The organism is Achromobacter sp. ACM04, from assembly GCF_014851465.1.
GTDB lineage: Bacteria > Pseudomonadota > Gammaproteobacteria > Burkholderiales > Burkholderiaceae_B > Achromobacter > Achromobacter aegrifaciens.
Genome location: NZ_JACUZS010000004.1, coordinates 483,594 through 498,307, shown reverse-complemented (window position 1 = coordinate 498,307; position 14,714 = coordinate 483,594). Strand labels below are relative to the sequence as shown.

General features: G+C 65.0%; 5 protein-coding genes. All 5 read left to right on the top strand.

Features of this window, described 5'->3' with window-relative positions; all coding sequences use genetic code 11:
• The first annotated feature begins 48 nt into the window (after positions 1–48).
• A complete protein-coding gene (locus IB259_RS24210) occupies positions 49–7,329 on the top strand; it encodes a filamentous hemagglutinin N-terminal domain-containing protein (protein ID WP_192330305.1) in 7,281 nt (2,426 codons plus the stop codon).
• Positions 7,330–12,114: a hemagglutinin repeat-containing protein gene (locus tag IB259_RS24205; protein ID WP_192330303.1), complete on the top strand. Its 4,785-nt coding sequence runs from the start codon at positions 7,330–7,332 to the stop codon at positions 12,112–12,114.
• An 8-nt stretch (positions 12,115–12,122) separates the two neighbouring features.
• A complete protein-coding gene (locus tag IB259_RS24200; protein WP_192330301.1) occupies positions 12,123–12,569 on the top strand; it encodes a hypothetical protein in 447 nt (148 codons plus the stop codon).
• Positions 12,570–12,810: 241 nt separating this feature from the next.
• A complete protein-coding gene (locus tag IB259_RS24195) occupies positions 12,811–13,083 on the top strand; it encodes a hypothetical protein (protein ID WP_192330299.1) in 273 nt (90 codons plus the stop codon).
• Between the two features lie 536 nt (positions 13,084–13,619).
• On the top strand, positions 13,620–14,711 hold the full coding sequence (locus tag IB259_RS24190) for a hypothetical protein (protein WP_192330297.1): 1,092 nt from the start codon (positions 13,620–13,622) through the stop codon (positions 14,709–14,711).
• Positions 14,712–14,714: the final 3 nt, after the last annotated feature.

Below are 14,714 nucleotides of genomic sequence, written 5' to 3'. Positions count from 1 at the left end.
CCGCGAGTCCCGCAGCGCGCCACAAGAACCGACTACCGAGTGTGCCTCATGTCCAAATTCCGTTCCGCCATCGTGTGGCTCGTGCTGTACACCCAGGTCTGGACGCCGGTCCTGGCGCAGACGCTACCTATCTCAGTGGACCGGAATGCTCCGGGCCAACGGCCAGTGGTGGGCGTGACCAACGGGGTGCCGGTAGTGAACATCGCGCCGCCTTCCGCGGGCGGGGTGTCGAACAACAAGTTCACGGACTTCAACGTCGGCCGCTCCGGCGTGGTGTTGAACAACAGCGGCGGGGCCAGCCAGACGCAACTGGCGGGCCAGATCGCGGGCAACCCCATGCTGGGCAACCAGCGAGCGACGACCATCCTGAATCAGGTCACTGCCCCCAATCCGTCGCAGCTGGCCGGCGCGCTTGAAGTGGCGGGCAACCGGGCCAATGTCATCGTCGCCAACCCGGCCGGCATCACCTGCAACGGCTGCGGCTTCCTGAATGCGGACCGCGCCACGCTCACCACCGGCAAGCCCGCTGTCGGGCCAGACGGCAGCATCGGTCTGGACATAGCGAGCGGCAAGATCCGGGTCGAAGGCGACGGCCTGCTCGGCGGGAACGTCGGCCAGGTGGACCTGATGGCGCGCACATTGGAGATCAACGCGGGCATCTGGGCGCAGCGCCTGAACGTAACGGCGGGTGCATCGCGGGTGGATTACGGCTCTGGCGCGGTGTCGGCTCGCGAAGGCGAGGGCGCCGCGCCTGCGGTGGCGCTGGACACGGCGGCACTGGGCGGCATGTACGCCAACAGCATACGGCTGATCGGCACGGAAGCCGGCGTGGGCGTGAACGTGGGCGGCAATCTCGTGGCGCTTACGGGTGATCTGGAGGTGAGCGCCGCCGGGGACCTGCGCATCACTCCCAGCGGCACCGTGCAGGCCGCGAAGAACTTGCAGATGGCGGCGGGCCGCGATCTTGAAGTGGCAGGCGCGGCGCAGGCGTCGGGCACGGTGGCTTTGCGCGCAGGCGGGCAAGCCGCGGTTCGCGGGGCGGTGAGCGCGGGCGGGGAACTGGCGGTCAACGCCCTGGGCGACGTGACCGTGGGGGCGCAGGGCAGCCTGCAGACGCAGGACGCGCTGCGCATGGCCGCAGGGCGAGACCTGGCCTTGTCGGGCTCTCTGCTGATGGGCGATCAGGATTTGAGTGCGCAGGCTGGCCGTCATGTGCGCGCCGGCATCACGACCCTGGTGCCGGATCCGGTGCCGCCCGTTACCGGCGGTTCGGATTCGGGCGGCGGCACGGCAACGGACGCCGGTTCAGGTACAGGTTCGGGATCAGGTCAGGATGGCAATCCGCCGCCCGCGAAATCTGGCGAGACGGCAGCGGGCGATGGCTCCGCGGGCCTGGTGTCGGCCAAGGGGACGGTGGCGCTACAGGCCGCACGAGACATCCAATTGCCGGGCCGCGTCGTCGCCTCGCGCGAGTTGCAGGTCCAGGCCGGCGGCGAACTTTCATCCGCTGCGGGCGCGAAGTTGCAGTCGGGCAAGTCGATGAGCCTGCGCGCAGGCGAAGACGTAAGCCTGGCAGGATCGGCGTTGACGGATGGCGCATTGTCCATCGACAGCGCGCGCGGCCTGAAGGTGGACGGCAGCGCGCTGGCCTACGGCGGCGCGCTGCAGATGCGCAGTGGCGGCGATATCCAACTGGGCGCCGCCAGCAAGACGCAGGGACGCGTCGTCGACGCCGTGGCGTCGCGCGACCTGCGGGCCGGCGGAACCATGGCGGCGGCGGGCGACGTCCGCCTGCAAGCCGGCCGCGATACGGCCGTCTCCGCGGCCATCGGCGCCGATGGCGACCTGACGCTGGAAGCGCGGGGCGGCATGCAGGTGAGCGGGCAACTGGCCAGCACCGGCAAGGCACGGCTGCAAGCGGGCGGCGACGCGGCGCTGACGGGCAGCGTGCGCAGCAATGGCGACCTCGACGTCCGGGCGGACGGCAAGCTGTCGCTAGATGGTACGGCCAGCGCCACGGCTGGCGCGCTGAGGCTGGCATCGGCCGGCGACCTGAGCATCGGCGCGGGCGGCGTGGCGCAGGCGGGCGGCCTGGCGGACCTGCGCACGGGCGCTGCGTTCCGGTCGGCGGGCGAGGTGTCATCGGTGCAGGCGTTGACGGTGGTGGCCGCAGGCGATGCCGCCGTCGATGGCAAGCTGCTTGCCGGAGGTCCGCTGTCGGTGGATAGCATCGGCAAGCTCGTCGCGGGCGCGGGTTCCATCCTGCAATCCGAAGGCGCGATGCAGTTGCGGGCGGGACGCGAACTGACGCTCGCTGGGGTTGCTGAAACCAATGCGGGATTGGCGTTTCAGGCGGGTCAGGGCATGCGCATCGACGGCAACGCTCTGGCGTATGGCGGTACCTTGTCGCTTGCCGCCGGCGGCGATCTGTTGCTGGGGGCTGCCAGCCGTACCCAGGGCGTAGGCATCGCAGCACGAGCCGACGGCGACCTGACCGCAGCCGGCGCCATGGGTTCACGCGCAGACATCGCATTGACCGCCGGCCGCGACATATCGCTTGCCGGCAAAGGTTCGACGGCCGGGAACCTGGATCTGCGGGCCGCGCGCGACTTGCGAGGCAATACGCAGGCGCAGTGGGAAGTCGAGGGCGGCGTGGCGGGGCAAGCCGGTCAGGATCTGGCGCTCGCGGGCGCATTGCAAAGCAATGGCGGCATTGAATTGATCGCCGCGCGCCACGCAACCGTGGATGGCACGTTGACCGCCGCCACGGGCGCTTTGCGCTTGGCAGCAGGGAGCGACCTGGCGATCGGCGCGCAAGGCCGCGTGGCGGCCAAGGGGCGTGTGGAAGCCCTGGCGGGCGGCGATCTGCTGGTCTCCGGCGCCTTGAGTTCCCTGGATGAATTGTCCGCGCAGGCGGTGCGCAATGCCACGGTGAGCGGCAAGCTGTATGCCGCGGGTCCGCTGGATCTGCGTGCGCGCGCCGATCTCGCCCTCAGCCAAGGCGGGCATGTGCAGAGCGACCGGACGCTGCGCCTGAACGCAGGCCAGGACCTCACATTGGCCGGCACGACGTTGACCGATGGCGGCATGACGCTGGAAGCCGTGCGCGATTTGCGCGTGACTGGTGATGCGTTGGCTTTCGGCGATCGCTTGCGCGCATCCGCCGGGCGGGACTTGTCGCTGGGCGCTGCCAGCAGATTGCAGGGCAAAGGCGTGAGCCTGGACGCGACCCGCGACGCGCGGGCCGACGGCACGCTGGTGTCCACGGCCGATGCGGCGCTGACGGCCGGCGGCGATGTCGCGGCCCAAGGCACGATCAGCGCAGACGGCAGGTTGGACCTTACCGCTGGCGGGACGGCGCAAATCGCCGCGACGGGTCGGATCGAGTCGGCTGATGTCGCGCGTTTGAGCGCCGGCGGCGACGTAATCATGACGGGCGAGCTGCGCGGCAATCAAGGCGCGAGCCTGCAAGCCGCAGGCGACCTGAAACTGGATGGCGTGGCCGCCTCGGCCCAGGGCGAACTCGCATTGCGCGCCGGGCGGGATATGGCTTTTGGCGCCGGCAGCCAGGCGCTGGCTGGCGGCGCATTGAGCGCACTGGCGGGCGCCTCCCTGACGGCTGCCGGCATCGTGTCATCGCTGGCCGACGTGGCGTTGGACGCGGCCGCGGACCTGACGCTCAAGGGCCAGACCTTGGCTGTGGGCGATCTGCGATTGCGTACGGACGGGACGCTGGCTTCGACCTCGGACGCGCGCATACAGGCCGACGGCTCGGTGGTCGCGGACGCGGCCACGGCCGCGCTTGCCGGCCAGTGGATCGCCGGCCGCAGCGCAGATCTGCGCACCCGCGGGGACTTGAAGGTCGACGGTTCCGTCCTGGCGCGCGACGGCGCGCTCTCTGCTGTCAGCGGCGGCGATCTCGCGCTGGGCGCGGCGGGCGCGTTGCAGGCAGGCGGGCTGCTGGAGGCGCGGTCCGGCGCCAAGCTGATTCTTGACGGGACCCTCTCCGGCGAGAAGGACATCCGCCTGACGGCCACGACGGATGCGTTGCTGAATGGCAAGACGATCGCCAACGGCCTGTTGAACGTCACGGCTGGCGGAGATCTGCGCGTGGGCAAGGACGGGCTGGCGCAAGGCAGCCGCAGCCTGATGCTCGACGCGGGACAGGATCTGCATATCGCGGGCACCGCCGGCACGGCAGACGGCGCGGGCAGCGGCGGCACGCTGCGTGCACAAGCGGGCCGGGATCTCTTTGTGACCGGCGTGGTGACCGGCGGCACGCCGGCCAGCCTCGCGGCGCGCAGGCATATCGGCATCGATGGCACCGTCACCGCGCTGTCTGGCGGATTGACCGCCGACGCCGGAGGCGATCTTAAAGTCGCTGCCGGCGGCCGCATGCAGGCCGCCACGGACCTGTCCCTGCTCGCAGCGGGAGATGTCGGCACCGACGGCACGCTGGCTGCCGGCGGCGCGCTGATGCTGCAAGCCGGGGGCGACGCCAGGTTGGGTGGCGTGGTGGCCGCGTTGGGCGAGATCGCCACGTCCAAGGCTGGCGACATGTCCGTGTTGGCGGGGCGTGACCTGATCGTCAAACAGGGCGCCCAGGTGCAGGCAGCAGGCGCCTTGAACGCGCTCGCGGGCCGCGACCTCTTTGTCGCTGGCGCTTTGGCGTCGGTGCGCGACCTGGCCTTGGCGGCTGCACGCGATGCGCGAGTGGAAGGGTCCATTGCCAGCGATGCCAATCTGACCATGACGGGCCGGAATATCGTAGTGGGCGCGAACGGTCTGGTGCAGGCCGCAAACAAGCTCGCCGCGACGGCGGACGAACTCCTGGACGTGGCGGGCCGCATGCTGGCCGGCCGCGAACAGGCCCTGACCGCGGGTGACCGCGTCAAGATTGATGGCACAGTCGCGGCGCTGCAAGGCGACCTGTCGCTGCAGGCCGCGCGCGGCGATCTGACCCTCGGCGCCGGTTCGCAGGTGCAGGCGGGCGGCGTCCTGGTTGCCGCTGCGGGCGGCACGTTGCAGACGTTGGGGTCGGCTTCCGCCGGCCGCGGTCTGACGCTGCGCGCGGCCAAGGACGCGCTGCTCGGCGGCATCATCGCCACGCAGGCGGGCGCGCTGTCCGCCAGTGCGGCGGGCGACTTGCGGATCGCCGCCGACGGCCGCCTGCAATCCGCGGCCGCACTGATCCTGGACGCAGGCGGGAAGCTCGCCAATGCGGGCGTGGCCGTGGCGGCCACGAATGCCACCCTGACCGCAGGTTTCTCGCTCGCCAACACCGGCGCGGTGCTGGCCGGCGGCGATCTCGACGTTCGCACCCAAGGCCTGCTGGACAATGCCGGCAGGCTGGCTGCGGGCGTGGGCGCGGATGGCGTGCTCAATCAGCCAGGCAGCTTGCGTTTGACGGCAGGCTCCATTCAGCATGCCGGCGCCAGTCTCGCCGGCAAGGACATGACGCTGACGGCCACGGACTCGGGCGCGGCGGCGGGCGATATGTCGCTCGCGGGCGGTACGCTGTCGGCCAACAATCTGATGACGCTGTCGGCCAAGGGCGATATCGACACCGCCGGCGCAACCCTTCATGGCGGCGGCCTGGACTTGTCCGCCGCCAACTTGCGCAACGCAGGCGGCAAGATCACCTCCGCCGGCGATGCCCGCATCGATCTGGGCGCGGGCGGGACGCTGGACAACACCGGCGGCCTGATCGCGGCCGCCGGCAACGCGCGCATCAATGCGGGCACGCTGGACAACCGCGATGGCACGGTGGCGGGCGGCGACCTGGACGTCACTATCGCGGGCACGCTCAACAACCAGCGCGGACTGATTCAGGCCGATCGGACGCTGACGCTGTTGGCGTCCCGCCTGGATAACCGCGACACGCTGAATGGCAACGGCACGTCCGCGCGCGGCGTGTTGGGCAAGATCGTGAGCATCGTGGCCGACGGGGTGGACAACCGCGGCGGCGCCGTCAACGCGGGCGAGAGCCTCGCCATCAAGACCAGGGAGCTCGACAACACCGCCGGCGAAGTGGTCTCGCAGGGCGACGCCCGCATCGAGACCGACACGCTGAAAAACGTGCAGGGCAAGGTGTTGGCCGGCAAGAGCCTGGCCGTCATCGTCAAAACCCTGGAAGGTCTGGGGGTGGTGGAGTCCGCCGGCGATCTTTCCTTCGAATATGCCGGCGCGCTGAACCAGAGCGGCGACATCATCGCGGGCCGCGACCTGAACCTGGCGGTGGGTGGCGCCATGGACAACAGCGCCCGGCTCAGCGCCGGCCGCGACCTGAACATCAAGGCCGACTCGTTGCACAACCAGGCCACGGGCGAACTGCTGGCGGGGCGCAACAACAACCTCAACGTCACCAATGGTCTGACCAACGAGGGCTTGATAGACGGCGGCGTCACCAACATCAGGGCCGGCAGCCTGAAAAACCTGGGCCGCATCTTCGGCGACGCCATTTCCATCGGCGCGGGTACGCTGGTCAACGACGTGGGGGCGGGCGGCGGGGCCGTGATCGCCTCGCGCGGCGATCTGGATCTGGGCGCCACCAACCTCGTGAACCGCGAGCATGCGCTGATCTACGCGGCGAAAGACCTGCGCATCGGCGGCGCGCTGGACGCCATTGGCCGCGCCGTCGGCCAGGCCGTGTCGTTGATCAACGCATCGGCCACCATCGAAGCCGCCGGCGATGCCCGCATTTCGGCCGCATCGCTGATCAACCGGAACGATCACTACGCCAACGAAACCGTGGTGGTGTCGTCCAAGCCCAAGGTGTACTTCACGCCAGAAGGCACGACGGACATGTACGACGCCGAAACCAACTGGCTGTGCGACGAAGTCACGCCCATGTGCAGCAAGGATCCGGCGTGGCTGAATGACGATCCCGAACGCAAGCTGTTGTTGCCGTCGACCAAGTACCCGGCGGATCGCTACGGCCCTCCGTTCGATTATGTGCCGCGCACCAAAGGCAAGGCGGGCCGGGATGTGCCCATTCCGCCGGCCTATGCCAAGGCCTACGACGTCTGCTCCGGCGGCGATAACGGCGGCGACTGCACGCAAGTGCCCGAAAAGTTCAAGTATGGCAACGATGCGCGCGTATGGGCGGTCTTCGGCGTGACTCCGCCCGCGGGCGATATGCCCGTTTGGCGGGAACCGGATCGTCCCTGCAGGACGAGTGCCGAATGCACGGCGGAAAGCGAACGCCGCAAGGCTCACGACGAGGCCTATGCCGCCTACAAGGCCCGGCATTTGGAACTGGACGCGCGCATCCACGAGTTCAACGCCGACCACGCCAATCGGTTGGTGGGCAATTTCACCTACTACTAGGTGACCGAAACCGTCACCGAATCGCGCACGACCTCCACCGATCCCGCCCGCATCCTGTCGGGCGGCAATATGACGCTGACCGGCGCCGTCACCAACAACAAGAGTCAGATCGCGGCGGGCGGCGCGTTGTCGATATCCGGACCGGAAATCAACAACATCGGCGCCGGCGGCACGCGCACCATCACCCGCAACGGCACGGCAACCGTGACGCAGGAGCGCCGCCGGGACCGCAAGGAATACTCCACTCCCTACACCGTCACGCTGGCCGCCCAGCCCATCGAATTGCCCATCGCCACAGCGGGCGGCAATGTGCAGGTCGGCCTGAGCGGCAAGACGCCCGGTTCTACGGCGATCGGCAAGCCGGGCGCGGTTCAGGTCGCCAGCCTCGACCTCCCGGGCGGCAAGGCCGTCCGCACCGTATCCAATCCGGCCAGCATTCCCGACAGCCAACTGTTCACCATCAACGGCCGGCCGGACGCGCAGTACATCGTGTCCACCGATCCGCGTTTCACGGGCCAACGCCCCTACGTCTCCAGCGACTATCTGTTCGACCTGCTGCGCCAGCCCGGCGCGTTGCCGGGAACCTCGATCGACAACACGGCAGGCGCGGGCGCTGGCCTGACGGGAGATCGCAAGCAGGGGGACAACCCGTCTGGCGGCGTCAACGCCAATACAGGCGCCGATGGCCATGTGTCCGGCGGTTCCTCGGGGACCGGGGTTGCCGCCGGCGGCGCGCTGACCGGGTCCCGGCTGGGCGGTTGGGCCGCGCTGATTCCGCCGGGCGCCAAGTTCCTCACGCCCTCGGGCCAACCTCGGCGCCTGGGCGACGGCTTCTATGAACAGAAGGCGGTGTCCGACCAGATTCTGGCCACCACCGGCCAGCGCTTCCTGGAGAACTACAGCGACAACGACGCGCAGTACAAGGCCTTGCTCGCGGCTGGCGCCAAGTTCGCGCTGGACAATGGCGTCAAGCTTGGCTCCGCGCTTACCGAGGCCCAACAGCGTCAGCTCACCACCGACCTGGTCTGGCTGGTGGAGCAGACCGTCACCCTGCCCGACGGCAGCACCGAGACCGTGCTGGTGCCGCAGGTCTACCTGGTGGTGCGCGAAGGCGACCTCAAGGGCGACGGCACGCTCATGGCCGGGCGCGACGTGAACATCGCCGCCGAAGGCAAAGTCACCAATAGCGGCACCATCGGTTCGCGGCAAGCCACCGTCGTCACCGCCGGCAACATCGTCAACCAGGCCGGCGGCACCATTCAGGGCGGCAGCGTCAATCTCGCCGCGCGGGAAGACCTGGCCAACATCGCGTCCCTGATCAAAGGCGACAAGGTCGCCCTGACCGCCGGGCGCGACATTGCGCTGACCTCGACCGCCGGTTCCGAGAACCACGGCAGCACCTGGGGCACGCACCTCACCGGCGTGGCGCGGGTAGAGGCGGGCACCCTCGACATGCAGGCCGGCCGCGACCTGACGCTGACCGCCGCGCAGGTCATGGTCAAGGACGACGCGCGTCTGCAAGCCGGTCGCGACATCACGCTGGCCACGCTGACGGAAAGCCATGGCGAAAGCATGGCGCTCAACCGGCGCAATCGTCATGACCTGAGCACCAGCAAGGAAATCGGCTCCGTCATCGACGCCGGCCGCAACCTGACCCTGATCGCAGGCCAGGATGTCAACGCTCGTGCGGCCGATGTCACCGCCGGCAAGCAGTTGGCGGTCGCCGCGGGGCGCGACATCAACCTGACCGCGGGCGTGGAGACGGGCTCTGCGCGCGACGAGGTCCATTACAAGACCAAGGGCTTCCTGTCCTCCAAGACCACCCACACGATCAAGTCGGGCGACTGGACGCAGGCGCAGGGCTCGACCTTCACCGGCGATACCGCCGTGCTGATGGCCGGAAGGGATTTGAACGTCATCGGCTCCAACGTCGGCGCGCAGAAAAACCTGGTCATGAACGCCGAGCGCGACGTGAACATCCTGCCCGGCGTCAACACCACGGACAGCTACGACTACAAGAAAGTCACCAAGTCCGGCCTCGGCGCGACGGGCGGCCTGAGCTACGGCAAACGCCAGCAGACAGACTCGCTCGAGGGCAAGAAAGTCTTCCACACGGCCAGCACCGTGGGCAGCGTCGAAGGCGACGTGCTCATCAACGCCGGCAAGACCTTGAATATCGTGGGCAGCAACGTGGTCGCGCCCAAGGGCGACGTGACCCTGATCGGCCAGCAGGTCAACATCGCCGCCGCCCAGGACACCGCCCGTGAAAGAGAGTTCCACGAGGTCAAGCAAAGCGGCCTCAGTATCAACGCCAAGAACCCCTTGCTTGATGCCATGCAAACCGCGAACCGCATGGGCAACGCCGCCGGCAAGACCGACAACAAGATCATGAAGGCCCTGGCCTTGGTGACCACGGGCGTGGCGGCGGTCAACACCTACGACGAAGTGATGAAGGACCCGCAGAGCGCGGGCGGCGTGACGCTGAGCCTGGACATCGGCAGCAGCAAGAGCCAGACCACCACCACCCGCAACACGACGTCCTCGGTCGGCTCCAACATCGCGGCAGGCAACGACCTCACCGTCATCGCCAAGGGCGCAGGCGCCGATTCGGACATCACAGTCACGGGTTCGCGGCTGTCCGCCGGGAACAACGCCTTGCTCAAGGCGGACGGCGACATCCTGCTGCAAGCCGCGCGCGACACCTACGAACAGCACACCCAGAACAAGAGTTCGGGCGCCAGCGTAGGCGTGGGCGTGACGGCGGGCAGCAACGGCGTCGGCTTCGTGGCGACTGCCGGGGCCAACGCCTCGCGCGGCCGCAGCGATGGCAAGGACACCACCTGGACCAACACCGAGCTGACCGCGGGCAATGTGCTGGCGCTGCAATCGGGCGGCGACATCTCCTTGATCGGCGCGACGGGCCGCGCCGATCAGATCATCGCCGACGTCGGACGGGACCTGCGCATCGAGAGTCTGCAGGACGTCAGCACCTACGACTCCAAGCAGCAGGGCGGCGGGGTGCAGGGCAGCCTGTGCTACGGCTATTGCAAGAGCTCGGTGTCGGGCAACGTCTCGCAGACTCGGATGAAGAGCGACTACAAGTCGGTGGAGGAGCAGTCCGGGCTGATGGCGGGCGACGGCGGCTTCGTGGTGGACGTCAAGCGCAACACCACGCTGACGGGCGGCGTCATCTCCAGCAGCGACCAGGCCGTGGCGGATGGTCTGAACCTGCTGAAGACAGGCACGCTGGTGGCCGAAGACGTGAAGAACGTGGCGCGCTACAACGCCGACCGGATCTCCCTGAGCGGCGGTAGCGGCGGGGCGGGGACGCCGGTGGCGCTTGGAGCCTTCGGCGAAAACGACTCCAAAACGCTCAGCGGCATCAGTGGCGGCACGGTGGAGATCCGGGACGTCGCGGGGCAGCAGGCGCTGACCGGCAAGACGGCGACTGAGACCATCGCGTTGTTGAACCGCGATACGAGCGACACGTTGAATTCGCTTAATCCGATTTTTGATAAGGATCGGATCGAGGGGGGATTCGATATTGCGGAGGAAATGGTCAAGCAGGCGGGGCAGTTTTTCGAGAATCGGGCTGAGAAGGCGAAGACGCTTAAAAAGGCGTTGGAGAACGAACCCGAGGGTCCGCGCAGGGATGAGCTGAAAGCGCAATACGAAGACGCCAAGAAATGGGAGATTGGTAGCCAAGGTCGCCTTATAACGACCGCAATAATCGGTGCATTGAGCGGCAACGTCACCGGCGGCGCCAGTGAAATGGTGCAGGCGGCAGCGGTCAATTATCTGCAAGGTCTGACCGCGCAGCAGATCAAGCTGTATGCGGATGCGCTGGGCGAAGGCGTCGAGGCGCAAGCTGCGCGCGCCGCGTTGCACGCGGTGGCGGGATGCGCCGGAGGGGCGGCGCGTGGCGATGGTTGCGGGGCTTCCGCGTTGGGCGCCGGCGCCGCTTCGGTGGTGAACGCCTTGCTGGATGCCGCCAACGGTAAGCCTGGCTCGACCCTGTCGCCGCAGGACAAGGAGGCTCGCAACAACCTGGTGTCTTCGCTGTTGGCAGGCTTGGCTGCCGGGCTGGGATTGGACGCGAGTGCGGTCGTCAACAGCGGGAAGCTGGAAACCGAGAATAACGGGATCGCAGCACTGCTCAAGCGCGGCGGGGTGGCCGCCATCCGCGCATGCCTCGCCTCGACGGTATGCCGAGACAGCGTCATCGGAGCTACCGATGCTACGGCGATAACGGCGGCGGTGGCAGATCTGATGCGCAAGACGCCGGGTTTGTCGGAGGATCAGGCTCTGCCGATCGTTGTCATTCATCGCCTCCTTTCAGGCGACGAATCGGAGAGCATTCCAGGGAAATCAGGAGACCCCGTGCCGCCGATAGGGGTGCCGCCGAGCGGGGGGGAGTTGCCGGAAACGAAAGTGCCTGGTAAGTCGGGGGATGTGGCGGATGTTGGCGTGCCGGGGAAAGGGGTAGCGGAAGTTGATGATGGAGAACCGATAAGCACCCCAAACGAGGGTCCGATCATTGTTGATCCGATCTTCAGCAAGAATAAGGAGCTTCAACGCAGGGCGGAGGAGTTAGGGTATACGCGCCGAATTCCGCCGCAAAAAGCGCCATTCGATTCGCATGGCCAGGTGGTGTTCTGGAATGGGAAAAATTACATTACGCCCGATGTTGACGCGCATAATGTCTCGGGAGGGTGGAAGGTGTTCGATCGCAAAGGTAAGAGAGAAGGAACGTACGACAAAAATCTAAATTGGGTGAAAGAATGAGCTTTAGCATGAACTTGTTTGAGGATGTATTGGAACGTTTTGATGAATCAGTGTTGTGTGGAGAGATAGAAATAAATGGGTACAAAGAGACTTTTTTCGCTCCAGTGGGATTCTGGTTTCGAATTGATTATCTGAAGAGTTGGAAGAAATCACTGGATCAGGGGTTGCGAGATCGTAGTCATGCGGTTCTGGCGACGTCGATGCGTGATCCGGGTTCATGCAATTTTGTATTTTGTTGGGTGATCTATATCGAGGGTGAGCGGGCTTATATTCAAAATCATGCGTTATTTTTGAATGAATTGCCTGTTCCATTTATTCCGGGCGACATAAATCTACATGTTTCTGCGAGGGAGGAAATCAATGAAGATGGAAGGAAAATCTCTCAGTGGAGCGTTGATGTTTCCTCGATTTCAGAATTTTCCGAAATATTGGGACGATGGATTGCCGACAAATAACAAAATCATCTGAAGTAACGCAAGAGAGATAGAGTCTTTCGCGTCAAGAAGCTAGGCACACTCCGATTGAGTGGGTGGCCGAATTCGGGCGCCGTCAGGCTACATTTTCCATGTGCCATGTGGTGATAATTCAGGCAATAAAAGTAGGCACCAGTTGGTTGAGATTCCGAGCGTCCTTGAGGTGGAAATGCCCTTGAGGAAAGAGGGGGTAGTCCATTTCCCAAGATCTGGGGTTCTAAAGATGGCAAGTAAAGTGGTGGTGCTCGTTCTTGGAGATGAGTACGACAATGCTCTCAGGGAGGCCCTCCGTGCCGTTCTAGAAAATAGCGGTGCGGTTGAAATTGATAAATCTTGGGGAGTCGGTGGGTCTCAAGAAATCGAGCGTCTAGTCGTCGCGCTCGGTGATGCATCAATATCGATTGAAGCAGAGACCTTTGTCGGGATTACTATTTCCGGACCGAAGGGGGTTGTGGAGGATATTGCTTTGCAAGTTAAACGCAGATTGTTGGTTTGAAAATAAGATGCCAACCTAGAATTCTCCCGTTGACAGTGTAGGTTGGCTCCAATTTTTGTTCGCCGCCTTCCAAGAAATACCGTCTTTCCCGTCAGAGATAATGCCCTTTGGGAAACAGGGCGCCAGTCGCTTTGCCAAATGAAAGAATGCGAAATTGCATTTAACGAAGCTGGTCTTTAAAAAATAAAAACTAGGTGCTAGGGCGCTACCGTCGACCTCGCCGACTGTGCGGTCATGAACGCCCAGGCCCCTGACGACCGCGGGCCTGTCGGCGGTCAACTCCTACGATGAAGTGATGAAGGACCCGCAGAGCGCGGGCGGCCTGACGTTGAGCATCGACTACGGCAGCAGCAAGAGGCAGACCAAGAGTTCGAGCGGCCCTGGGCGCCGCACAGATCAAAGAACTCACCAAGGGGTTGGGAGGAGATGGCTCGGCGGCTAATGCGGCGCTTCATACCATTCTGGGTTGCGCAGGAGCCGCGGCACAAAGCGCCTCGTGCGCGGCGGGCGGCGTAGGCGCCTTGTCTAGCGTTGTGTTGAACAAGTTGCTGGACAGCGCAAGAGAGGATGCGACCAAGCAACTCTCGGCCGAGGAACGGCAGTCCCGCCTTGATTTTGTTGGCAGCAACGTGACAGGCATTACCGCGGCGATTGATCCGTCCGCGGTAGCAACCGTGCTGACGGGCGCGAACATCGAGGCAGAGAACAACTACCTCAGTGAGGCGCAGAAGGCGCAGCGGAACGAGGAAATACAGGCTTGCAAGTCCTGGACTTGCGTCGTTACGGCCGAAGCCAAATGGGTTGCCATCGATACGGGACAGGACGTCAGCTTCTATACGGGAGTGGTTGCGGGGGTTCCTGCGGGCGCGGTTGACTTAGCGCTTGGCATTCTCCAGGTCGCGGCCAGTCCGGGGGAAACCTATGCTGCGCTGAAGTCGTTGTTTGAAAGTGGCGATGTGCTGGAAAAAGTGCCTGCGGCGATCAAGCAGTCATACATCGAACGCATTACACGGATGGAGGCGGAATACCAGCGCGCGGGTGCGGGCGGCTCGTTCAACGCGGGTGTAGAAGGCGGGAAGCTGATATTTGACGTGGCTTTGCTGGTGGCTGGAGTGACAGGAGTCGCCAAGAGTGGCGCTACTCTGACCGAAAAGGTGGCGGCGCAGGTTGCGAGTAGAGGGGAAAATCTGGCGATTGGTGCAGGAGCGCGTGGCGCACTGGGCCGCATTACTGCGGGTTCTGCTGAAAAAGGAGTTTTGAATGAGGCAAATTTTGCCCAGAACAGAATTAATGCTGATCGCGTGTTTAGTCTGGATGGGCAGAAGATATACTCGGACTTGGCCGGAAAACCGATTAGAACGGTCGATGAATTGGCTGATGCACTAAAGGCGGGAACTGTTCGGCCGAATCAGCTTCCTGTTGATTATGTGGATATGAATGGTACTCGTCTTATTTTGAACACGCGGACTTCGACGGCGCTTGAGCAAGCTGGAATTCCACGTAGCGAATGGTTCGGGCGAAATCAAACGGGCGTTGAAGCCTATGGAGGAAAGACATTCAATGATTTAGCTGCAGATCAATTGAGAAAAAATAAACTGCCGCCAACAGGTGCGGAAAAACTAAAGTAGGTG

Bases quoted from the DNA above. Each gene is read 5' to 3' on its own strand.
- IB259_RS24210 (WP_192330305.1), top strand. From the start codon at position 49: ATGTCCAAATTCCGTTCCGCCATCGTGTGGCTCGTGCTGTACACCCAG.
- IB259_RS24200 (WP_192330301.1), top strand. From the start codon at position 12,123: ATGAACTTGTTTGAGGATGTATTGGAACGTTTTGATGAATCAGTGTTG.
- IB259_RS24195 (WP_192330299.1), top strand. From the start codon at position 12,811: ATGGCAAGTAAAGTGGTGGTGCTCGTTCTTGGAGATGAGTACGACAAT.